22 protein-coding genes and 1 pseudogene are annotated in these 21,527 nt (G+C 43.9%); 11 read left to right on the forward strand and 12 right to left on the reverse strand.

The window, feature by feature from the left end:
• Positions 1-86 precede the first annotated feature (86 nt).
• The 3 genes and pseudogenes from R7O13_RS05110 (at position 87) to trpB (ending at position 2,496) form a co-directional block, all read left to right on the forward strand.
• Entirely contained in the window at positions 87-299 is a 213-nt protein-coding gene (locus R7O13_RS05110; RefSeq protein ID WP_005375644.1) for a cold-shock protein, read from the forward strand.
• Positions 300-674: 375 nt separating this feature from the next.
• A pseudogene (locus tag R7O13_RS05115) lies at positions 675-872 on the forward strand (hypothetical protein); the annotation flags it as partial.
• Between the two features lie 400 nt (positions 873-1,272).
• A complete protein-coding gene (trpB, locus tag R7O13_RS05120; RefSeq protein ID WP_318303196.1) occupies positions 1,273-2,496 on the forward strand; it encodes a tryptophan synthase subunit beta in 1,224 nt (407 codons plus the stop codon).
• A 131-nt stretch (positions 2,497-2,627) separates the two neighbouring features.
• Here trpB and R7O13_RS05125 read toward each other — a convergent pair whose 3' ends face one another.
• The gene (locus R7O13_RS05125; protein WP_005375642.1) at positions 2,628-4,085 is read right to left on the reverse strand and encodes a DUF3360 domain-containing protein; all 1,458 of its coding nucleotides are present in this window, start codon (positions 4,083-4,085) and stop codon (positions 2,628-2,630) included.
• A 418-nt stretch (positions 4,086-4,503) separates the two neighbouring features.
• Here R7O13_RS05125 and R7O13_RS05130 point away from each other — a divergent pair, with 418 nt between their 5' ends.
• Positions 4,504-4,920: a VF530 family DNA-binding protein gene (locus tag R7O13_RS05130; RefSeq protein ID WP_005375544.1), complete on the forward strand. Its 417-nt coding sequence runs from the start codon at positions 4,504-4,506 to the stop codon at positions 4,918-4,920.
• A gap of 151 nt (positions 4,921-5,071) precedes the next feature.
• Here the strand turns inward: R7O13_RS05130 and R7O13_RS05135 are convergent, their stop codons facing one another.
• Entirely contained in the window at positions 5,072-6,322 is a 1,251-nt protein-coding gene (locus tag R7O13_RS05135; RefSeq protein WP_053350636.1) for a DEAD/DEAH box helicase, read from the reverse strand.
• A gap of 577 nt (positions 6,323-6,899) precedes the next feature.
• Here R7O13_RS05135 and R7O13_RS05140 point away from each other — a divergent pair.
• Both R7O13_RS05140 and yidZ read left to right on the forward strand, forming a co-directional pair.
• Positions 6,900-8,105, forward strand: a complete 1,206-nt coding sequence (locus tag R7O13_RS05140) for an MFS transporter (protein WP_213970819.1) — start codon at positions 6,900-6,902, stop codon at positions 8,103-8,105.
• A complete protein-coding gene (gene yidZ / locus R7O13_RS05145) occupies positions 8,080-9,036 on the forward strand; it encodes an HTH-type transcriptional regulator YidZ (protein WP_213970820.1) in 957 nt (318 codons plus the stop codon). Before R7O13_RS05140 ends, yidZ begins: the two co-directional genes overlap by 26 nt.
• A 246-nt stretch (positions 9,037-9,282) precedes the next feature.
• Here the strand turns inward: yidZ and R7O13_RS05150 are convergent, their stop codons facing one another.
• Positions 9,283-10,077, reverse strand: a complete 795-nt coding sequence (locus R7O13_RS05150) for an AraC family transcriptional regulator (protein WP_258655995.1) — start codon at positions 10,075-10,077, stop codon at positions 9,283-9,285.
• Between the two features lie 122 nt (positions 10,078-10,199).
• On the opposite strand from R7O13_RS05150, the gene R7O13_RS05155 reads away from it, so the two are divergent.
• Positions 10,200-11,006 (forward strand): sulfite exporter TauE/SafE family protein, encoded by an 807-nt coding sequence (locus R7O13_RS05155; protein ID WP_318303202.1) that lies wholly within the window; start codon positions 10,200-10,202, stop codon positions 11,004-11,006.
• A 123-nt stretch (positions 11,007-11,129) separates the two neighbouring features.
• Here R7O13_RS05155 and R7O13_RS05160 read toward each other — a convergent pair whose 3' ends face one another.
• The 3 genes from R7O13_RS05160 to R7O13_RS05170 all read right to left on the reverse strand — a co-directional run bounded on the left by R7O13_RS05160 (position 11,130) and on the right by R7O13_RS05170 (position 13,763).
• Positions 11,130-12,149, reverse strand: coding sequence for a hypothetical protein (locus R7O13_RS05160; protein WP_318303204.1), 1,020 nt, complete (start codon positions 12,147-12,149; stop codon positions 11,130-11,132).
• Between the two features lie 281 nt (positions 12,150-12,430).
• A complete protein-coding gene (locus R7O13_RS05165; protein ID WP_242013366.1) occupies positions 12,431-13,057 on the reverse strand; it encodes a LysE/ArgO family amino acid transporter in 627 nt (208 codons plus the stop codon).
• A gap of 1 nt (position 13,058) precedes the next feature.
• On the reverse strand, positions 13,059-13,763 hold the full coding sequence (locus R7O13_RS05170) for a B3/4 domain-containing protein (RefSeq protein ID WP_005389417.1): 705 nt from the start codon (positions 13,761-13,763) through the stop codon (positions 13,059-13,061).
• 45 nt (positions 13,764-13,808) lie between these two features.
• Between R7O13_RS05170 and R7O13_RS05175 the strand changes: the two genes are divergently transcribed.
• Positions 13,809-14,411 carry a helix-turn-helix domain-containing protein gene (locus R7O13_RS05175; RefSeq protein ID WP_025768446.1) on the forward strand — a complete coding sequence of 201 codons (603 nt, stop codon included), beginning with the start codon at positions 13,809-13,811 and terminating at the stop codon, positions 14,409-14,411.
• Positions 14,412-14,717: 306 nt separating this feature from the next.
• Here the strand turns inward: R7O13_RS05175 and R7O13_RS05180 are convergent, their stop codons facing one another.
• A complete protein-coding gene (locus tag R7O13_RS05180; protein ID WP_137283130.1) occupies positions 14,718-16,076 on the reverse strand; it encodes a PLP-dependent aminotransferase family protein in 1,359 nt (452 codons plus the stop codon).
• A 161-nt stretch (positions 16,077-16,237) separates the two neighbouring features.
• Between R7O13_RS05180 and R7O13_RS05185 the strand changes: the two genes are divergently transcribed.
• Complete coding sequence (locus R7O13_RS05185) at positions 16,238-16,846, forward strand: LysE family translocator (protein ID WP_005389411.1); 609 nt, start codon at positions 16,238-16,240, stop codon at positions 16,844-16,846.
• A 169-nt stretch (positions 16,847-17,015) separates the two neighbouring features.
• On the opposite strand, the gene R7O13_RS05190 is transcribed toward R7O13_RS05185, so the two are convergent.
• Both R7O13_RS05190 and R7O13_RS05195 read right to left on the reverse strand, forming a co-directional pair.
• Positions 17,016-17,261: a hypothetical protein gene (locus tag R7O13_RS05190; RefSeq protein ID WP_017821096.1), complete on the reverse strand. Its 246-nt coding sequence runs from the start codon at positions 17,259-17,261 to the stop codon at positions 17,016-17,018.
• A 40-nt stretch (positions 17,262-17,301) separates the two neighbouring features.
• Positions 17,302-17,517 carry a DUF3820 family protein gene (locus R7O13_RS05195; protein ID WP_005375557.1) on the reverse strand — a complete coding sequence of 72 codons (216 nt, stop codon included), beginning with the start codon at positions 17,515-17,517 and terminating at the stop codon, positions 17,302-17,304.
• A 143-nt stretch (positions 17,518-17,660) separates the two neighbouring features.
• Here R7O13_RS05195 and R7O13_RS05200 point away from each other — a divergent pair, with 143 nt between their 5' ends.
• Complete coding sequence (locus tag R7O13_RS05200) at positions 17,661-17,969, forward strand: cysteine-rich CWC family protein (protein WP_080276966.1); 309 nt, start codon at positions 17,661-17,663, stop codon at positions 17,967-17,969.
• 38 nt (positions 17,970-18,007) lie between these two features.
• On the opposite strand, the gene R7O13_RS05205 is transcribed toward R7O13_RS05200, so the two are convergent.
• Positions 18,008-18,352, reverse strand: a complete 345-nt coding sequence (locus tag R7O13_RS05205; protein ID WP_005375560.1) for a HopJ type III effector protein — start codon at positions 18,350-18,352, stop codon at positions 18,008-18,010.
• A gap of 199 nt (positions 18,353-18,551) precedes the next feature.
• Between R7O13_RS05205 and R7O13_RS05210 the strand changes: the two genes are divergently transcribed.
• Positions 18,552-20,321 (forward strand): choice-of-anchor I family protein, encoded by a 1,770-nt coding sequence (locus R7O13_RS05210; protein ID WP_318303210.1) that lies wholly within the window; start codon positions 18,552-18,554, stop codon positions 20,319-20,321.
• A 70-nt stretch (positions 20,322-20,391) separates the two neighbouring features.
• Here the strand turns inward: R7O13_RS05210 and R7O13_RS05215 are convergent, their stop codons facing one another.
• Entirely contained in the window at positions 20,392-20,730 is a 339-nt protein-coding gene (locus R7O13_RS05215) for a 4a-hydroxytetrahydrobiopterin dehydratase (protein ID WP_005375563.1), read from the reverse strand.
• A complete protein-coding gene (gene phhA, locus R7O13_RS05220; protein WP_005375564.1) occupies positions 20,720-21,514 on the reverse strand; it encodes a phenylalanine 4-monooxygenase in 795 nt (264 codons plus the stop codon). Before phhA ends, R7O13_RS05215 begins: the two co-directional genes overlap by 11 nt.
• Positions 21,515-21,527 lie beyond the last annotated feature (13 nt).

The following is a 21,527-nucleotide window of genomic DNA, read 5'->3' on the forward strand; positions in this document are numbered from 1 at the left end:
CAAAATAGTTATCTCTAAAATCATATAGTAGCACTTGATATTAGCTAAAAATTCAATATTTAAAACAATCAAATATAGAGGTATCTATGTCTAATAAATTAACTGGTTCAGTAAAATGGTTCAACGAAACTAAAGGTTTTGGTTTTATTTCTCAAGACAATGGCGGTGATGACGTATTCGTTCACTTCCGTTCTATTGTTTCTGAAGGCTTCAAAACTCTTACTGAAGGCCAAAAAGTATCGTTCGTTGTTGAACAAGGTAACAAAGGTCTACAAGCAGCTGAAGTAACTGCACTGTAATTCTTTGTGTGGCATCAATGTTGTTGGTGCCACAATCCCCTTCCACTTATTACTGCCCTTACTATTCTCTATCTAAGTTTATATACCCAAATCACTTACCTCTCCCACACCATCATTAATCACTTTCAATAAAGTCACTTTGGTATACATCTTTAGGTAATCACACGGCCTACCTTGCAATTCCAGTTTGGAACTAAATTAATCTCATTCATATCTGAATCACTTCGCCTCATGCTTTGCTCATAAAAATAAAGTTTATAAAATAAAAGCGATTGGCGAATATAAGAGAAAAAATGAAATTAAATATATCTGCTCAATCAATAAATTCTAATAACTACGAGGACATAATCCCTAGCTGAGACGTTGAGTTAGAGGAACCGAATCGAAGGTCTCATTCCTTTATCAAGTTTCCAAAATGGTGAGTTCGAATTTGATGCAGTCAAACAAAAAATTTCCAGCCAGAGCGCCACGTTTACTTTAGGGACCAAAGTGCACGTGTTGGTTAAAGACGCCGATTCGAGACAAAGAAAGATCATGTTCAACTTAAAAGACGCGGAACACGCGGTAGGTTAGCCTGTTTTAGGTTACTTTCTAATCCATTAATCAAAAATAAAAAATAAGCTTTTAATACCGCAGTTAACTTGTGACATTTCGCTGACATCGACTCATTCTAAAACCCTAATATCTGACAAAGGAAACGAATCTAATTTTTGTTTCCAGACACCATCGCAGAGTGTATTTCCAGCACTCTGTTTGCCTCGAGAGGTTCTTATGACAGCCTAGGATCTCTCGAGGCTTTTTTGCACCTATTCAAACCACCTGATTCTACATCCCAGCTATTATCCCCTACACAAGCTGTACTTTTTAACTAGTTCACTAGATCGACAATTGTTATTTAAGCAACTGATCACACAATCTCTTCCAAATTTTGGGTATAAAAGTATCAATACTTTCGTTAACTAGGATGTAAATAATGAAAAACTCGTTTGATCTCACTATGCCCAACGAAGAAGGATACTTTGGTGAATACGGTGGTAGCTTTGTTCCACCTGAGCTTGAACAAATCATGCATGACATCAACGCAGCTTATGAGGAATGCAGCAAAGATCCTGAATTTAAAGCGGAACTCGCTCGCCTGTATAAGCACTTTGTTGGACGACCTAGCCCAATCTTCCATGCGGAAAACTTGTCTAAAAAACACGGAGCAGACATCTACCTAAAGCGCGAAGACTTAAACCATACAGGCGCACATAAAATTAACCACTGCTTAGGGGAAGCCATTCTCGCTAAAAAGATGGGTAAGAAGAAACTGATTGCTGAAACTGGCGCAGGACAACACGGTGTTGCGCTTGCTACAGCCGCGGCATTGGTTGGCTTGAAATGCGATATTCACATGGGTGAAGTTGATATCGCCAAAGAGCATCCGAATGTCGTCCGCATGAGAATCCTTGGTGCTAATGTCATTCCTGCCACTCATGGGCGCAAAACCCTCAAAGAAGCGGTAGATTCTGCATTCGAAGCTTATCTGAAAGATCCTGATACACAACTTTATGCGATAGGCTCTGTCGTTGGCCCTCACCCATTCCCTAAAATGGTACGAGATTTCCAATCAATTATCGGTAACGAAGCACGAGTTCAATTCAAAGAAATGACCGGCAAGTTACCCAATAATCTCGTCGCATGCGTTGGAGGTGGTTCTAACGCGATGGGGCTATTTACTGCTTTCTTAGAGGATGAACAAGTCGCCATTCACGGCGTTGAACCTGCGGGCCGCTCTTTGCAAAAGGTTGGCGAGCATGCTGCAACACTCACACTCGGTGAGCCAGGTATCATGCACGGATTTAAGTCTTACATGCTTAAAGATGCGCAAGGCGAACCTCAGGAAGTGTACTCTGTAGCAAGTGGCTTGGATTACCCATCGGTTGGGCCTCAGCATAGTTACTTAAAAGACATTGGCCGTGTCAATTACGGCTCAATCAGTGATGACGAAGCGATTGATGCCTTCTTTGAGCTGTCTCGTGAAGAGGGAATAATCCCTGCTATTGAATCCTCACACGCTGTCGCTTACGCAATTAAACTCGCACAGCAAGGAGAAACCGGCTCGATTTTGATCAACTTATCAGGCCGTGGTGACAAAGACATTGATTTTGTCGTTGAACACTACGGCGCAAAATACGGCATTGAATCACTCATATAGCCTAACTCCGTAGCCTAACCCTACATGCAAAAAGCTACCTGGTACTAGGTAGCTTTTTGTTTTTGTCTACTATTTTAAGAAGCAAGTCCCTTTACTCACTGCTCTCACTATACCTTTAGAGCATAATTCGATTAACCGATAAGAGCTGGAATGCCTGGAAGCTGACCAACAATAGCAAGGGAGCCTGCACAAACGATAAACGCAGTGCCAGGAATCAGATATTTATCTTTGCGCGATAGTTCGTTAGCACGCTCATGGTCGCCGATAAGCCCGAGGTTATCCAACAGCATCGTGATTGCCCAACCGAAGACTGGATTAACGAATGCACAGGCAAAAATACAGATACCTGCACTGAGTGAATCTTTATGCTTATGGATCATCTGCATACCCGCTTCAAGGAGTGGTAAGAATACACCCACAATCAAAGCAACGCGCAGAACAGGTTCCCACATTGCTAGATCCATTGGGTAGCCAATTACCGCCGCCGCAATACACATGAAACCCGTCAACAGAGCGCCACCTGGAATAGGACGCTTGGCAATTGCGGCAGGAATCATGTACGTTCCCCAAGAAGAAGCTAGGTTTCCGCCCCCTAAGAGTGAACCAACCCCCTGACGAACAGATGCTCCGACCATCGTGTCGTCGACATCCATGAGTACACCTTTCGCTTCTTTTGGGTAGTTAAGTTCTTGAAACACACGATGGCCGAGATAATCAGGGGACCACATAGCGACTGCCAGTAGAGCAAATGGAGTCACGGCAATAAAGTGCTCTAGGGTTGGCCAGCCTAGCTGCCAGCCTGTATCTTCCCCCCACCAGTAGAATGGACTGAAATTAGGCAGGCCCGGTTCCGTGGTAAAGGCAAACTCAGCGCCCATCAAATAAGCAACAATACCCGCGAGTGCAGAGCACAATGGGATAGCGAGCCAACGTTTATTGATCTTGGCTAAGTAAGCGTAAACCATAACGGTTAGGCCTATGACCACAAACGAAATGTAACCTTGGTCCGTACTTGCAGCCCACGCTTCCGTCTTATTAATTTGCCCGAGCAACCCAACGGCACCAAGGTAGATCAACAACCCTCCTCGAACCCCGATACCAGTCAGAGTCATGAGTTTAGAGCCACCTTTGGTTAAGGCGAGAATTAACCCAAAAACACATACCATCAAACCTAGCGCGAGAGGGTGCCCTCCTGCAGCTGCAATCATAGGAATCAGCGGTATCATTGGGCCATGGGTTCCCGCTAAGTTTGCATTCGGGTTTAGGATGGCAGAAAACAGGATGACGAACAGGGCTCCAGCGATAAGTAATTCGTAACGCACGTTTTCTGCAATGAATTCCGGAGATAAACCAAACTGAGCAGCAAAAGCGGAAACCATGGCAGTGACCATAACCACTTTACCAATGGTTGCTGCTAATGCCGGTACCCAGTCTTCGATTTCAATACTGTAATCACGTGAGGGCAAATGAATTCCCCAGCGACGGAAACTCATGACGGTTAAATCATGATTTAGAAAGTCTTCTCGGTTTTCAAATTCATGCGGTTTTTTGCGCACATCCCTGTAAAAAGTCTTACTTTTGTCAGACATTGAGTCATCCTTTTATGTTTCAACGTTGAACTACGTCAACTAGAGTTTCGCTTGGTAGACAGGCCTTCGACCAATACGAGACAACACCCACATCAAACTTCTAGGCCATACTAAGAAAGCGGCATGAACCAATTTTGATTTTGAGCTTATTAAGCATGTGTTGCTATGGGTAGGAATATTAGACATTAGTAAAAGAACAACAAAACTCTCACTTATTACACAATGATTTAACATCGAGCTAGGACGCTTGAACTTTTATGAGTCATTTTTGAGCAGAGAGCCAAGTAGAACGGCTAATTCCGATTTATACTTTCAAGGTAGAGAGCACTGTGCTCGCATCCACCGCAAAGTAACTATAGATATCTCTGCATTGTATACTTTGTTAAACTCCGCCCTTTAATGAGTAAGGCCCTTAAAAATGATGACTGACGAAGAGAGAATCGAGCTGCAACAGAACAATCCACTGCACGGGTTAAAGCTAGAGACTATGTTGCAAGAGTTAGTAGATTTTTACGGCTGGGACATTCTAGATACAGCAATGCGTTTTAATTGCTTTAACACTAAGCCTTCGATTGCAAGTAGCGTGAAGTATTTAAAGAAAACCGAATGGGCGAGAGAAAAATTAGAAAACTTTTACCTTTATCGTTTTAAGCGCATGCCACGCGCGAGCGAAGAAGAATACAACTTACCGCCAAGAGCTCGTACGTTCCCTCATGGCCTTGAACCTAAAGAACCTATGCCACTAACCGTTGACTCTATTCTTAAGTCACAAGCTAAAGCAGCGTCTGCATTTAAAAAGCGTTCACCTCGCGGACGCCCTGCTCGTCGCCAATAACACTATCTTGAAAAGCAATAGAGCCCTACTGGTAGCTCCAGCAGGGCTCTATTGTTCTTTAAAGGAATGGCTAGAAGCGAAGACTCAAGCTAGTGAGCATTCCCTTTCTCTAACAACTCCCGTAAGTAAACTCACATGTAGTTTACGTTTTCTATTGATTACGCTTTTTCTTCTTTTTACCCGTACCTGCCGGCTTCGCTCGCGGCTTCATTGGTAAAAAGTAGGCTTCACTCTGATCGTCTTCCACTTCAAAACCGACTACCTGCTCGCGTTCAAGTTGGAACTTATTTTTCTTTTCTATCACTTTGAAATGGTGGTAGTCGTCGTAATCGATAAGAGATAATCCTAAACCTACTTCACCAGCACGACCACTACGACCGATTCGATGCATATAATCAGCAGGGCTACGCGGAAGATCGAAGTTAATCACCACTGGAAGTTTTTCAATATCAAGGCCGCGTGCTGCGATATCGGTGGCAATAAGAACTTGAATCTCGCCAGACTTAAAACCGTCAAGGACACGAGTACGAGCGCCCTGCCCTTTATCACCATGGAAAACTTCAGCGGTAATACCGCGTTTTGACAACTTTTGAGCTAAATGGTTACAGGCATTCTTAGCGTTCACAAAAATCAGAGTCTGTCGCCACTGATGCTGTTTGATTAAGTGCGCGAGTACCGCCGTCTTCTCACCTTTATTTACACTAAACACGCGCTGCACCAAAGTGCTAGCTTCTGCGCTCTGCAACTGAACTTCAACAGGGTCGCGGAGCAACTGCTGAGCCAGCGTCGTGACTTTATCAGGGAAAGTTGCAGAAAATAACAGCGTCTGTTTCTTCTCTGGCAGTAACGCAAGAATCTTATTGAGTTCTTCGGTAAATCCGAGGCTCAACATTCGGTCGGCTTCGTCAAGGACGAGCGTTTCTACTTGGTTCAACTTAATCGCGTTACTGGATACCAGATCAAGTAATCGACCCGGCGTAGCTACGATAATGTCACAGCCACCGCGAAGCGCTAGCATTTGTGGGTTCACCGATACACCACCAAATACGGCAACCGTTTTGATCTTATCTCTAAGATGGTACGAGTAAGATTTGACGTTGTATGCCACCTGTGATGCCAACTCACGAGTTGGAACTAAAATCAGGTGAGAAACGAAGTTACCACGGCGATTGTTTGATCCGTCTTGCTGAACAATTTTTTGCAGGATTGGCAGCGAAAAAGCAGCGGTTTTACCAGAACCCGTATTGGCACCACCAATAATATCTTTCCCTTCAAGGATATCAGGAATAGCACGGGATTGAATGGGCGTCGGTTGGCTGTATTCTAACGCTTCTAGCCGCTCGACTAAGGTTGGAATCAGGCCAAGATCGGCAAATGTCGCTTGCTGTGTTTTATCTGTCATTACGATGAGTGGCTCAGTGCTAGTAAAGGCCGTGTATCTTATGCTATTTCGCGTCTGGATGTTAGAAATAATGGCCCAAACAGAAGATTGGTGAAAGAAGCACTATAGGGTTCAGGAATTTCCTTTCACTAAAAATGAGTTAATGGTTTCGGTAACCAATACTCTACGACCAAGATGGTAGAGCTCACGACAAGCAAAGGGAAAAGGAGCCAGGCACTCTGACTCCTGTAAAGCAAAACACATTGTATTTTGGGGAAAGAGATTACAAAGGCAGGCCACATCCGAATCAAAGGCTTAACCACACTATTTAAGCTCTGTGGTTTTGAGAGCTTAATATAGCTTGAGAAAACTCCAGGTCACTAATGTCCATCGTTGTCTATTTAACTAATGTAGTGGACTCGGTTGTATAGATTACTTTCTCCCAATACCACGGTTCTTCTTAGGGCAAATTTGACTGCTATAGCCACAATCGTTACTGATGTCGTATATGGAAATACCTGTTGTCAGAAAGGTAACGCGCCAAGATGAGTAATGTTGCATATCATCCTCGTAAGCCCAATTCCTTCACGAGGTAGTAATGGAAAAAATTAATTTATCCCGATATCTGATATGTAGCTTCGCCTTTGTGTTGCTTTATCCTACGGCAATAGATCTCTACTTGGTTGCTTTACCACAAATCGCCCATGACCTGTCTACCAGCGAATCACAACTTCACATTGCTTTTTCTATTTACCTCGCTGGTCTAGCATCGACTATGGTTTTTGTTGGGCGAACTGCTGATTGTTTAGGACGCAAACCTGTTGCCATTTGCGGTGCAGTGATTTTTACCCTTGCATCAATGTTCGCGGGCTCTGCTGAGACCAGTAATAGCTTCCTAATAATGCGCTTTTTCCAAGGCGTAGGTGCCGCATGTTGCTATGTAGTGGCCTTTGCCATTTTGCGTGACACTCTAGGGGACCCAGAGCGAGCTAAGGTTCTATCGATGCTCAATGGAATTATCTGCTCTATCCCAGTACTTGCCCCCGTGATCGGCAATCTGATTATGATCAAGTTTCCGTGGCCCGTGTTATTCACTGCCATGGCGATAATGGGTGTTGTGATAGGTTTAATTGCTTGCTTTGTCTTAAAAGAAACCTTGCCTAAAACCAAGCGCACAACTTTAAATGTGAGTGAAGCTTCGGACGAATCACTATCTAACCGCTTTTTCATATCGCGCGTTATTTATACATCTTTAGGCGTCACAGCTATTCTCTCTTATGTAAATACGTCACCAATGATAATAATGGATTCAATTGGTTTTACTCGAGGCGAATATTCAACAACGATGGCACTACTCGCGATGGTAGGTATGACGACATCGTTTTCAGTTCCATTTGCTCTTTCTTGCTTCAAACAAACCACATTGATGTTCGCTGCACAAATGACCAATTTTCTGTCGGCTATCGTTATTCTCGCGGCTCACTTGAATAGCGATAGTCCGACACTTTATATGGTAGGATTCACTCTGCTCAGCATGAGTTTTCCAATGGGGTTTGGTGTGGCGATGAGCCAAGCGTTAAGCCAGTTCTCACGCAAAGCTGGACTTGCAAGCTCTATGCTTGGCATAGGTCAGGTTTCTTGGTCTGCACTTTACATTTGGTTGATGGCGACGTTAGGTGTGTCGGCCGTGATGATGTTAATGATAGCGTTGGTTGCTAGTGGCGTTATTGGACTCTCCGTAATATTATTATTTCCAAATCATAACGTTAGTGAGCCTCATGAAGAAATCTCTTGCCCGACTTGATCTTAATTTACTGCTCACTCTGCAATTGCTACTGCAAGAGCAGAGTGTTACTAAAACGGCGAAAAAACTTAATGTAACTCCCTCAACCGTGAGTAAGTCTTTAGGCAAATTGCGCGCTTGGTTTGATGACCCGCTTTTTGTGAATACGCCGCAAGGCCTAAAGCCAACAAATCTCGCGACAAACGTGCAAGTGCTTTTGTCAGACTGGATGCAGATCGGTAACCTGATTGTTTCACACCGAGGTGATGATGTTCCAAGCGGAGTTAAATTTCATCTTGGAGTAGAGTCGCCATTGTCACTCATCATGGCGGATGAACTGACCAAACGAATCCATGATTTTTATCCAGACTCAACGGTAAAGTTCCATAACTGGGATTACGACTCGTTAGACGCCATTACCAGCGGTGAAGTGGATATTGGTTTTACTGGCCGTGAAAGCCATCCTCGCTCCAAAGAGTCGTTAGAACTGCTCCCGTATTTTATTAATTTCGAAGTGCTGTTTTCGGATTTACCTATGGTGTATGTCCGCAAAGATCATCCTGCGCTCAAGCAAGAGTGGAATTTGGATACTTTCTTAAGCTATGCTCACATCAATGTAGCATGGGAGAAAAATGACAGTTGGGCATTGGATGAGATCTTGGCTGAACAGGGATATACTCGAAACGTTAGCCTAACGATGGCGAGTTTCGAGCAAGCTTTATTTGTTGCAGAAAAGCCCGACCATCAAATGTTAACCACAGCACCAAAGTATTGTCAGCGATACTGCGAACAGCTTCACCCCAACTTAATAGCGTTGCCTATCCCCATTGCCGAAGATTATCAGCACAAGCTACTGATTCCATTTACTATGATTTGGCACAAACGCAATAACAAGAACCCTAAAATCGTGTGGTTGAGGGAGACGATAAAGAGCCTGTATGGCACAAGTTGAACGATTAATTTTTTAAATACAATTTAGAACAGCCTCCCTCTTAATGCTATCAATAGCCGTAGGAGTGAAGTCTTGCCTTCCATTAGATTAAGTATTTTAAAATCTTGAACTCTATTATCCACTTCGAAATTGATTTCAGCTCATTCGGGCAGAAAAAAGCTAGAAGCACTTGCTTATGTTGCGTGAGTAAATGAATGTAAACCTCAGTACATAAAAACGAACCTAATTTAGGTAAGCTCTTGGCAACTATATGCCACGACTCGAAAAGTAACGCGTGGGTGAATCGCCATAGACCCGACGAAACATCGCGATAAAGTTACTGGGTGTCGAATAACCCAAAGCATGTGCAACCGCTCCTACAGATTCCCCTCGAGCTATCATTTCTAATGAATGTATTAGCAGTACTTGTTGCCGCCATTCACTAAAACTCATGTTTAACTCACTTCGAATCAATCGTCTTAACGTCCGAGATGAGACTGCCCCAATATTGGCCCAATGCTCTACAGAATGCTTGCTGTTTGGGTCTATTAAAATTGCTTGAGTAACTTTTTGCAGTCTCGGATCTCTGGGCAGTGGGATGTGGAGTGACTCATGAGGGCTATTGACGATTTCATCGGATATTACGGCGAGAATACGTAAAGACTGTATGGATAGATCGTCTGTTTTGCTCCATATCGATGCTCTAACCGATAGGGCTTTCAACACATCGCTCATTTGGATAACACAAGGTCTCATTGGAAACCGCTCACAACTCTCTGGAGTAAACAGTAATGAACGACCTTTCAGAGAACCACAAAAATAAACACTGTGCATCGCACCCGGGGGGATCCAACCAGCTCGGTGAGGTGGTAGTATCCACGTTCCTTCATCGGTTTTTACCTGTATTAGCCCTTCATCTATACACAGTAACTGGCCTCGATGATGACTGTGCCAATTATGTGGCCGTTGATCCAAATGGTTGAAGTCGCTCCTTTCATGCTGCCACTCCTTAGCGATCAGTGCGGCGCCATTTTTCCATTCGCTGTAATCAGAGTTTGTCACTTTATTTACTCAATTCCATTTTGGCCATTATTCATTATTTTCTGTCCTCTTAACGTTACCATAGCAAGTTCACGTTCGAGTAACATTTTAGCAACGACCATTTTATCGAAGGCAGAACCATCATGAACGAACCTATCTTTATTATCTATTACATTACAGCAGGCTTGGGCATTGGCTTTCTCGCAGGACTCGTTGGTGTGGGTGGTGGTGGAATGGCCGTCCCTATTTTTGCGTTTCTATTTTCACTACAGGGAATAGCTGATACGGTAGTAGTGCATCTTGCGTTGGGGACATCAATGGCTTCGATGATTGTTACAACATTGGGCAGCATGCGCGCTCACTACAAAAAAGAGAATGTAGACTCGACAATGGTAGTAAAAATGTTGAGCGGAGTTCTAGTCGGAACATTTTGCGCCACATTCGTAGCATCGTATCTACAAGGAGTCTATCTGGCAGGCTTTTTCAGCGTATTCATGTTGTATGTTGCTTATAAGATGTTTCTCAACACTGAAAATGAGTACAACCCTAACCCACATGGGGCTATCGGTAATATCACTGTAGGCTCGGTGATTGGCTCTGTATCAGCACTTGTCTCTATAAGCGGTGCGGGGTTGATCATCCCCTATCTTGTCCAGCAAAATTTTGAGGTAAAACGTGCTATTGGTACCTCTGCTGCGATAGGTTTCCCTATCGCGCTGTCAGGAAGCCTCGGTTACATGTTAAACGGATGGGGAAACACAGATTGGAACAACTTAGTATTAGGATACATATACCTTCCTGCAATGCTCAGCTTCTCCATTAGTAGCTACTTAACTACTAGCCTCGGCGTGCGTTGTGCAGAGTATTTCCCAAATAAAGTTCTTAAGAAAATCGTTGGTATTTTGTGTGTTCTTCTAAGTTTCAAAATGTTGGTACAAGTACTTAGTTAGAGCAAATAACACGGTCACTAGTAGGCCTTGCACTATGGTGAAAGGATAAGCCTGAAAAAACTTACTTCTCGCTTTGCTGGTCCAAGCACACAATGTGTAAGAAAGCTCCTCATTGTTGCACTCTTATGACTTTGTTAACCTGGCCAGAATTACATCCAAAATGTGCTGATGATTGTCCTTTCTGGAAACCTCGTCACGCTCCTGGCAAAGTGCTTCCTCCCCTTCTGATGCGAGAATTTTAATGCCACGGTCAGTACATTCTGCGAACGCACTAAACTGACTCGCACTAGGAATCTCTTGAAATGTCACATTGGGAAGAGCAACAAGTGATTCGGCTGGTGTCAGTGCGGGATGTAGCCGATCAGAGAGCGCCACCACGGTGATAGCATTGTTCATCAAGGCCAGAGTTTCAGGGACAAAAGTTTTCGTTAGCTCAGGGTTGATAACGACGACCGATTTCAGTTTGTTTTCAGACTGAAATCGGGGGAATTTTTGATCCGGGATGCTGGTAATATCAACGTTATTTTCACGTAACCAATGACAGTCTACATTGGTGGCGTTGTGACACGATGTTCGATATTTCTCCGGGCTTATTTGCGCTCCGGAGAGCATCAGCATAGATGTGCCGCCCAGAAAAAAGCCGACCCCCTGCACTGCATCAGTATCTACGCCTCCGGACAGTATCCCGACCGAACTTAATTCGTTCAGCCCAAGCACCAAATCACTGGTTCTGAATGTGATTTCATCAACAGCCATTTCTGCATTGATTTCGTTCGGTGCAGGAGGCTTTGGTACCACAACGACATAACCTTGTTGCGCCAGGCTCAATGCTATCCAACCACTGTGGGAAAACGCTGACCGTGTTCCGCCCTGCGACAAAAGCACAACGGGAAATTTTCCACTTGCTAAAGGGGCATCTAACTGCGTTTCGACTGATTTAAAAATGTTCCCTCGACCAAACGAGAAATTGCTTTTTTCGTTCGTGGTGGGATACCAGTAATAGACTTCCACAGGCTTGTCTCTGTCTTCACTGAATGCCGTTTTGATTGTTAGCGCAGAATGGTATTTCGGCTCATTCGTACTGGCGCTGGCACTGACACACAATGTAGCGAGTAGAAAAGACATTATTATTTTGGTTTTCATTTTTCCCTCAGCCGGTCAACACATTATTCTGCACGGCATCTAGAAAAATAACGCGCAGGAGATTCTCCATATATTTTGCGAAACATAGCAATAAAGTTACTTGGAGTCGAGTAACCCAAAGCAAGTGCCTACTTTGAACTGCGCCAGCACTCTCTTGGACAGAAATAATTTAGAGCATTTACTTAAATTAGCAAAATGCGAATAACTTCTGGTATGGAAAATCTGTGTCCAATCTGGCAGGAGCAGTTTAGTTATTGGAAATGCAGCTTTATCGAGACGCTCTATATGTATTGGCTTAACAGAGGTGTTGCGAGCTTCAATGCAATACCAAACATGATGCATGAAATCGCAGAATCTAAAATTCTCCATGTTCTTGGCTTACTAAAAAGTGGGATCAACTTGTTAGCCAAATACACTAATCCATAAAACCAGATCCCTGATGCAATCAGTGCCCCTATAACAAACAATCGTTTTTCATCAGGTTCCATTTGAGCAGTCACACCACCAAGGATCACCACCGTATCCAGATAGACATGTGGATTTAAAAAAGTGATAGCCATCGCCATTAAAACGACTTTTAACCAACTCTGGGCAATGTCCGAATTTTCCAACTCTAGGTGACTTGAACCATTCCATGCTGATTTTGCAGATTGGTAGCCATACCAGAAAAGAAATACTACGCCGCCAAGAGTCAAAAGGTCTTTCCATAATGGTGCTTTATAGAGCAGTGTCCCTATACCAAGTACACCAGTACTGATCAGTAGAATGTCTCCAAGAAAGCAGATAGTGGCAACGGACAGTGCGTATTGCTTTTTTAATCCGCACTTTAATAGAAACGCATTTTGGCTACCGATTGCGACAATCAAACTTCCAGAAACAACGGCACCCGTTAACAAAGTATTTATCACATCAAACCTCAATGGATTTTGAAGCAAACACCAACGATTGCTCTATCACTGAATCAGGCATGATCACTTGCAAGTGTTTAATCATTTCTTGCCCCGCCTCCTGCAAGCGTTCTAGTGGCATTTCAGGCAAGCTTTCTAGAATAAACCACATGTTACGTGTGTCAGATTCAATTCGGGTTCTGACACCCTGCCTCCAGTTCCAACGACGACAAGTAACGCCTACTTCATCGCGCCAAATTACTTCCCCAACATCAGGGTTTTCAATTGAAGCCTCACCATTTTTCATGGTGTCAAAGGATTCAGAGCCATCTGCGATAGTGAGTGTTGGCGTTCCTTGATAACTGTCCATATCTTCACCACCTACGGGTATGGCGTATCGAATACTGATGGCATTATAAATATCCACAATAGGGTCAATGCTCTGCATTCCTCCATCTTTCAATACTCGTTTTCGCAGTGCAGCAGCCGAGCAAGGGGTTCGATTTGGTTTAGCGCCAAATTGACGAAAAACGTCTCCCCACGCATTGATGTGTGATTCTGCCCATGGATAGTCGTTCTCAATGACGGAAGTACATGCTTCTTGCAGAACCCGTTTTGCATACTCTTGGCTCTGAACTTCCGTTCCTTTAACGGATATGCTCAATGCTTTGAACTCTGGTGCAATCTGGGAAATTCGAGCATCGATTGACGGCACTACAACAACCATTAGATAATTCCTTCAGTGATTCATTTTCATGCAAGATACATTACAATGACCAAAAAAGTCAATATATCGACCGATAGTGGCACTGATGCTGATTTCATTAATCAAGCGGTAGCCGCAAGGATCAAGGAACATCGAAAAAGGCTCAAGTTGTCACTGGATGCCCTGTCAAAAAGAGCAGGGATAAGTAAAGGCATGTTAGTAGAAGTAGAGAAAGGGGCAGCTAACCCTAGCATTTCGACGTTGTGTAAACTGTCTGCTGCCCTTGGGATTTCGGTTGCCGATATTGTGAATGTTGCGAGTAATCCAACAGTCAACATCATTGATAAAGAGGACATTCCAACGCTTTGGACTGGCGAGCACGGTGGTAGCGCAAAACTTCTGGCGGGAACAAGCGGCCCAGATATGATTGAGTTGTGGCGCTGGAATATGAAACCATCAGAAGTTTTTGAATCAGCAGGTCATCCACAAGGCACGTTTGAACTTTTTCATGTTGAGTCTGGAATACTCACTTTGAATATTGATGGGAAAGCCATAGAACTGCATGAAGGTCAGTCCGCTATAGCTAAAACGGATGTCCCTCACAGCTACTCAAACCAAGCAGATTCGGATTTAGTTTTCACTATGAGCGTTGCTGAGTTACATCGATAAGCCCACTCATTTAGAGGCGAGTTCAAATAAGATTTATTAAGGCAAAGCCATACTCACAATAGATGGATTAGTACTAGCCCCAAGTAACAATGGGGCACTTTTGCGTTGGAAAGTACTCAACATGAAGGCTCTCGACAAAGATGAATCAACTCGATGCTGCCCAAAAGACGTCTAAGCGAGTTTCAGATTTCAAGTAACTTTTGAGACTTTGAGCACAACTTCGAGCACTTTATGTATATCGGTGTGTTCAATCCTAATAGAGCATTGAATAGTTAGATATTGAGCAATCCATGTGAACTATGAAACTTAAGTTAACCGTTTGATTTGCTCTCTTACGATATCTAAAGCTGATTGCAATTGTAATCGGCTTAATGGACCTGCAAGTGATATCCTCACTGCTGCCGGCACTTCATACCGACCCACAGCAAACATTTCCGCTTCCCTCACTCTGACACCATGTTTCAACAACGACTGGTTAAAGTGATATCCTGTTAATGGCTCAGGCAAAGGTAGCCACACATTGTAACCAGGAACACCAATCTGGATTTCGGGAAATACTGCCTTCCAGATCCGATGACGTGCACTGAGTTCCATCGCTATCTCTTTGTCCACGGCTTGCATAGCTCCGCTAGTTAACCAACGACAAACAAGGTCGATTATCAAAGGGCTAACATACATACAACTGGCTCGTAGCGCACGTTGCAGTAAATCTTTGAACGACAAAGGCAGAATGATGAAACCCAGCCGCAATCCACCTGCAAAGTACTTAGAAAAACTGCCCACGTATAAGGTAATATCTGGAGCGATAGCAACTAAGGGACTCTTTCGATGAGACGGTGGGCAGTAGAGAACATCGTCCTCAATAATCAACACATTGTAACGACGACATATCTCTATGATTTTTAGTCTTCGGCTATCCGTTAACTGAGCTCCGGTCGGGTTCTGTATTCCCGGCGTAAGATAAAGCAGTTTTGGGCGATGCCTCTTACAGTGCAAAGCCAGATCTTCTGGATCTAATCCATGTTCATCGACTTTTACTGGCACTAGCTTTCGTTCGGATTGCTGACATGCATAGATGAACTCTGGATAACACAGTCCTTCAGCAAGAATTGTATCTTTAGGGCGGCTTAGAGATTGAATAATCAACGATATCCCGTGTTGCCCTCCATGAGTCCACACTAGACGCCGTGCATCAATATCGATATTGAATTTGGTCATCAGCCATTGTCGAAGAGTCTCGTTATGACCCCGAATGCCATCAGCGGAGTAGTAATCCAGCACGGCTGCCTGCGCAATTTCCTCGTGTGATAGCTCTTTCAACGCATTCGCAAGAAATTTCGGCTGCGATAATAGCAAAGGTCGGCAACGTGCCAGATCAATGCCTTTTTCTTCCAATACCGGATGATAAAAGTGGTTCAGTTCAGTTTCTCTGTTACGTACATAAGTACCGCTTCCTACTTTTGGTTCCGTTAAGCCCCTCCGCTCTAGCTCCCTATATGCCCTCGTCACCGTTCCAACCGTCACACCTAAGCGATAAGATAAAATACGCTGAGGAGGTAATTTAGTGTCTGGTTCGAGTTCACCACTCTCTATCACCTCTGCAATCGCTTCAGCCAGTGCCATAAACTTAGGTCCGGAACGACCCGATATATCAGGGACTAACATTGTCTCTCTCCGAAGGGGTACAATTAACTCTTGTATTCAGGATAAATAAGGCCTGACGAAAATGAAATCAAAGAATTGTCACCATGACGCATTAACTGTAGGTCTCTCTCACTTCATCCCTTTATTCTTGGCTTATCAGCACTAATTTGAGAAGAAAAGAAATGACAACATTATGGGACCTAACTCCAGCGATGAGTTTATTTGCGTTTGTCACCGCCATAACACCCGGCCCAAATAACTTATTGCTCGCCAACTCAGGGGCACAATTTGGTATAAGGAAATCATGGCGACACCTAATTGGTATCCGTATTGGCGTAATAGGGTTAATTCTGCTTTGTGCATGTGGTGTCGGTGTTGCCCTACAAACTCATCCAAGTTGGTATCTCGCTATAAAATACATCGGTCTGGTTTACATGTTCTGGCTGATGATTAAGCTGCTATGTACTAACCCTTTCGCAGGCAAACCCACTAAAAGCAAACCAATCAACGTAACTCAGGCTACGTTGTTTCAACTGGGTAATATGAAGGCTTGGATGGCATCACTTGCTTTGGTCACAAGTTATAGTCTCCCTTCTAACTATTGGTTCTCTGTTACATTGATTACTTTCGTGTTTACGACATTCGGACTGTTTGCAAATATTACTTGGGTCTGGGTTGGTAAAAAAATTCGTATTTATCTCAATACCGTATTAAGACAGCGCGTGTTCAACATCAGCCTAGCGACGATAACATTCATATCATTGTTACCAGTTTTGGGGCACTCTGCCTGAATGGCAAAGAGCAGAGTTTTGTATGTATAAAATTGCCAATTATCTAAATTCGCATTTCGAGGCGTAACACACTTTGGGGCCAAAAAGAGTCAGCCTAACGGTCTGGCTCTTTTGAATGAAAAAATAGTCTGGTGGGAGAACTTGTAAGGCTGTGGCAGGTTACACTCACTTACTCCTTAGGCAGGTGACCAGTTTCCTTCGCAAGCTTTTGCATCGCCTCAGCAAACGTTGTTGTCCCGCCTTTAGCTTTAACCTGTATTACCTTATATCCCAACTTTTCCAACGCTTGGCGCTCTGCCAAAACAGCTTTGTCATCTTGCTGGCTACCTTGAGCTGGCTGATGAATGTAACATCCCTCTAATTTACCATCTTCGACCAATTGGTGGTGTTTCAGTGCATCGATATCAAAATTCATAATAAGTCTTTTCATCAAGAGTGGGCGTTTCTGTAGCTAATTACATGCGCTTCAAAGGCTTCACGACACTATCTAAGCCTTCAATTTTGAGCGCTAAACATAGCTTGAGCAAATCCCCTAGCTCGCCGCTTGGCCAGCCCTTTTTATCAAACCACAGTAAGTATTCTTCAGGCAGGTCGATTAACACTCGCCCTGCATATTTCCCAAATGGCATTTGCATTCTAGCGAGTTTAATGAGGTTTTCTTTTTCTAACATAAGTGACAGAGAGTTAAGGTAACTCGTGCAAGGATAACACTGGTTCTCCCTCCTCACCAGCAAATCGCAGTCACGTTTATTTTGGCGGCCTTGACTCGCTTTGTGCTAGAGTACGCGGCATAAAAAATGAGAACGAGAAAGCAATGAAGTCACCTTGTCGAGCAGCATGTAAAAATAACGCCGGAATATGCTCTGGTTGTCACCGGACGATGGATGAAATCATCCAATGGAAAGACAAAACCGATCTCCAACGAGATGCGATTATCGAACAAATCGCAGGAGAAGATTCAACGCATAGTTGTCCTGAGTGCGGGACTCAAGCCCATTGTGATATCGCCGCAGGCAAAGAGACATGCTGGTGCTTTACTATTGAAACCCGTGATTTACCCAAGCCAAGCGCCAACCAGCTGTGTTTGTGCCGAAAATGTCTAGAAAAAAAGCCAGTCGCGTAATACGACTGGCTTACTGATCATCGTTTTCTGACTGGTGTTTATTTAGCGGTTAAAGCGGACGCTTCAAACTTAATGCCTTCCCACCCTGTCACCATAAAATTACGAATATTCTGGTGATCGCTGTTCTCTGGATGCTGCAATACATCTTCACGATAAAAACGGCCAAAGCAGGCTAGCGTCGCTTCTTTGTCTAGGTTGTTTAGCAAACCGAAAGCGAAGATCTTACACGAACCGTTGTTCTCGCCTGCATTGTTTTGTGTCTCACCATTTACAAAAGCGGTTGGCTCAAACGTATAGTTATCTTCGATCACCGCCATCGTTGCTTCAAATTCGACCTGCTCTGGTGACGCTGCCAATAAATCTAAAAACGATTTTAATTCCATTATTCCTCTATCCCTATTTCATCATATTGATGACACATTAGTTTCATAAAAAGCCAATATAAGAGTCATCAATCATACATATATTCAGAGCCTTACCAAATCAAACGTCATTCAGCGCTCTATCATTCCAGTTGCGGAAATGGACAGCAGCATAAAACCCATGCTGATTGACAACCTATCGGATTGATAAGGAGATATCATGATCACCCCTTTAAAGGCAATCGGTGCACTCGCATTGTCATCACTTGCCATCGCGTGTTCATCACAACCCGAAGATACCGTGGCTTCATTCGCTACACAATGCAAACCTACCACTGCACCCGTTACTGGGGAAACGTCAATTCAAGGTTTAACTTTTATCGGAACATCCGTTGCTGATGCACCATTCGACACATCGGCAGCTGAAATCGTCAGTTATGACGCCTGTACAGATAAGCTCTATGTGGTTAATGCTCAAGCAAAACGTGTCGATGTAATGTCTATGGATGACAACGGCGTACCAACGCAAAGCGCATTCATCGATCTCAACAGCGCTGGCGAAGCAGCAGGCATTGAAATTGGCGCAGCAAACAGTGTCGCTGTATTCAATGGTTTGGTAGCAGTTGCGATTGAAAACAGTAATAAACAAGCGAATGGTATTGTTGGCTTGTACCGCTCCGACGATTTGTCATTAGTCACGACTTTCCCAACAGGCGCATTGCCAGACATGGTTGGCTTCTCAAAAGATGGCCGATACATCGCAACCGCTAATGAAGGAGAACCAAACAGCGATTACAGCATTGACCCTGAAGGTAGTATCACTTTGATCGATCTGAGCCTTGGTGTTACTCAAGCAGAAGTGACACAAATTGGCTTTAACGAATTTGATGGTTCACGAAAAGCAGAGCTCCCAATGAATGTGCGTATTTCGGGGCCAAACGCCACCGTCGCACAAGATCTAGAGCCTGAATACCTCACTTTTGCAGATAACGGTAAAATCTATGTCGCGCTACAAGAAAATAACGCCATGGCAATCGTCAATCCAGAGAGCAAATCGGTAGAAAAAATTGTTGGCTTAGGTGAGAAGTCTTGGTCGGGCGCTAAACTCGATGCATCCAACAAAGACAAAATCATTGGGAACTTGAAAAGCTACCCACAACTGGTTGGCTTATTTATGCCTGACACTATCGACAGCTACTCAGTGAATGGGAGTACTTACATCGTATCTGCAAATGAAGGCGACGGGCGTGAGTACGGATTCAAAACCATTCAAGAACTGTGCGACAAAGCTGGCTTTATGTGGGATGAAGAAGATTACCTCGGTACAGATGAATATACATCTGAGCAAGGAACCTGTTTAAGCCATATTGATGAAGTGCGCGGTAAGAAGCTGAAAGTAGCAGCAGAACACCCATTGGCAGAGGCACTAAAAGACAACAAACAACTCGCGCGTTTAAAAGTGATTAAGCCGGAACAAACGCTTTCTGCACAAGAGAATGTTCAATCATTTGGCGCGCGTTCATTCTCGATTTGGGATGAAAACGGCAAGTTGGTCTTCGATAGTGGTGACGATTTCGCGACTATCGCGCTGCTGAATGAAGGCAAGAACTTCAACAGCACCAACGATAACAATAATAGTGGCAATGACCGAAGTGATGATAAAGGTATTGAGCCAGAGGCGATTGAAGTAGCACAAATTAACGGTCGTCATTACGCGTTTATCGGCTTGGAGCGTCAAGGCGGTATCATGATTTATGACATCACAGACCCGAAACAAGCGCAGTTTATGCATTACGTAAACCGCCGTGATTACAATCAGCCAGTATGTACAGAAGTCGAAGATGGCGAATGCATGAACGACACATACAATCCAAAAGCAGGCGATTTAGGTCCAGAGTCCATTAATTACTTTACCCGTAACGGTGGTCATTTTATCGTCGTTGGCAATGAGGTATCGGGCACGACATCCGTCTTCCGAATCAATCTATAAAGTAATGTAAAAGTCATTTAGAACCAAAACGCCCGACGTAAGCCGGGCGTTTTTTGTATGAGGTAATGTCCTACTCTGCCGATGCTAGCGCGTCACACTTTGATGCGCAGATAAAATCGTTTTTATGCAGACCTTTGATAGAGTGACTCCACCACGTTACGGTAACCTTACCCCATTCCAACAAAATAGAAGGATGGTGGAACTCATCTTCTGCCAGTTCCGCGATTTTGTTACTGAAAGCCCATGCTTGTTTGAAGTTCTTAAATTTATACACCTTTTCTAGTTGAGGTATGTCTTCTCTTTCAATGATCTGCCAATCAGACAATTGCAGCAGCAGAGATTGTTGTTCTTCTTTGCTTAGTGCAATGGCATCGATACTACAAGCTTCGCATTTTTGTTCATTCAACATGAGCAGGTTCCTTTGGTTCAAAAAGTGGAGGAAGCAGTCCAGCTTCAATCGCTAGATCGGCTTGTTTCAATAAATTCAACTGACTGATTTTAAAAAGCTGAGAAAAGTCATCAATCACGTAGTACTTCGGTTGCATGATGTCGATACGATAAGGCGTTCTCAGCACAGTTTGTAATTCAAATGGGTCGCGAATTGCTGCATCACTCTCTAATGCGTAGAGGGTTTCGCCAGGAGATGAAAGAATACCACCACCGTAAATTTTGGTTTTGTCCCCTTCTTTCACCAAACCAAACTCTACAGTAAACCAGTAGAGACGAGCGAGATAGGCTCTTTGTTTTGGTGTAGCGGCTTGCCCTAGTTGACCATAATGCTCGGTAAATGCAGCAAAGTCTGGGTTGGTTAACATCGCGCAATGACCAAATATTTCGTGGAAGAAATCTGGCTCCTGTAAGTAATCGAACTCATCTCTTGTACGCAAGAATGTGGCGACTGGAAAGCGCTTATTACCGAGTAGATTAAAAAATCGGTCGAAATCAATAAGCGCGGGAACGGGCTCCACTTGCCAACCTGTTGTCTCCATCAAGACACGATTAATTTCTGGTAACTGAGGAACGCGGTCTTGAGGTAAATCAAGCAGCGTCAAACCGTGTAAATAAGCCTCACAAGCTCTGTTTTGGATCACACCCATTTGTCGTGTTACCAAATCTCGCCAAATGGCGTCTTCTTCACGGCTCCATTCAACCCTGCCTTCCTGGTTTACGGGTTTAGAACGATACTGGGTCATGGCTCATCTCCAT

It is taken from the genome of Vibrio sp. Y176 (assembly GCF_033438945.1).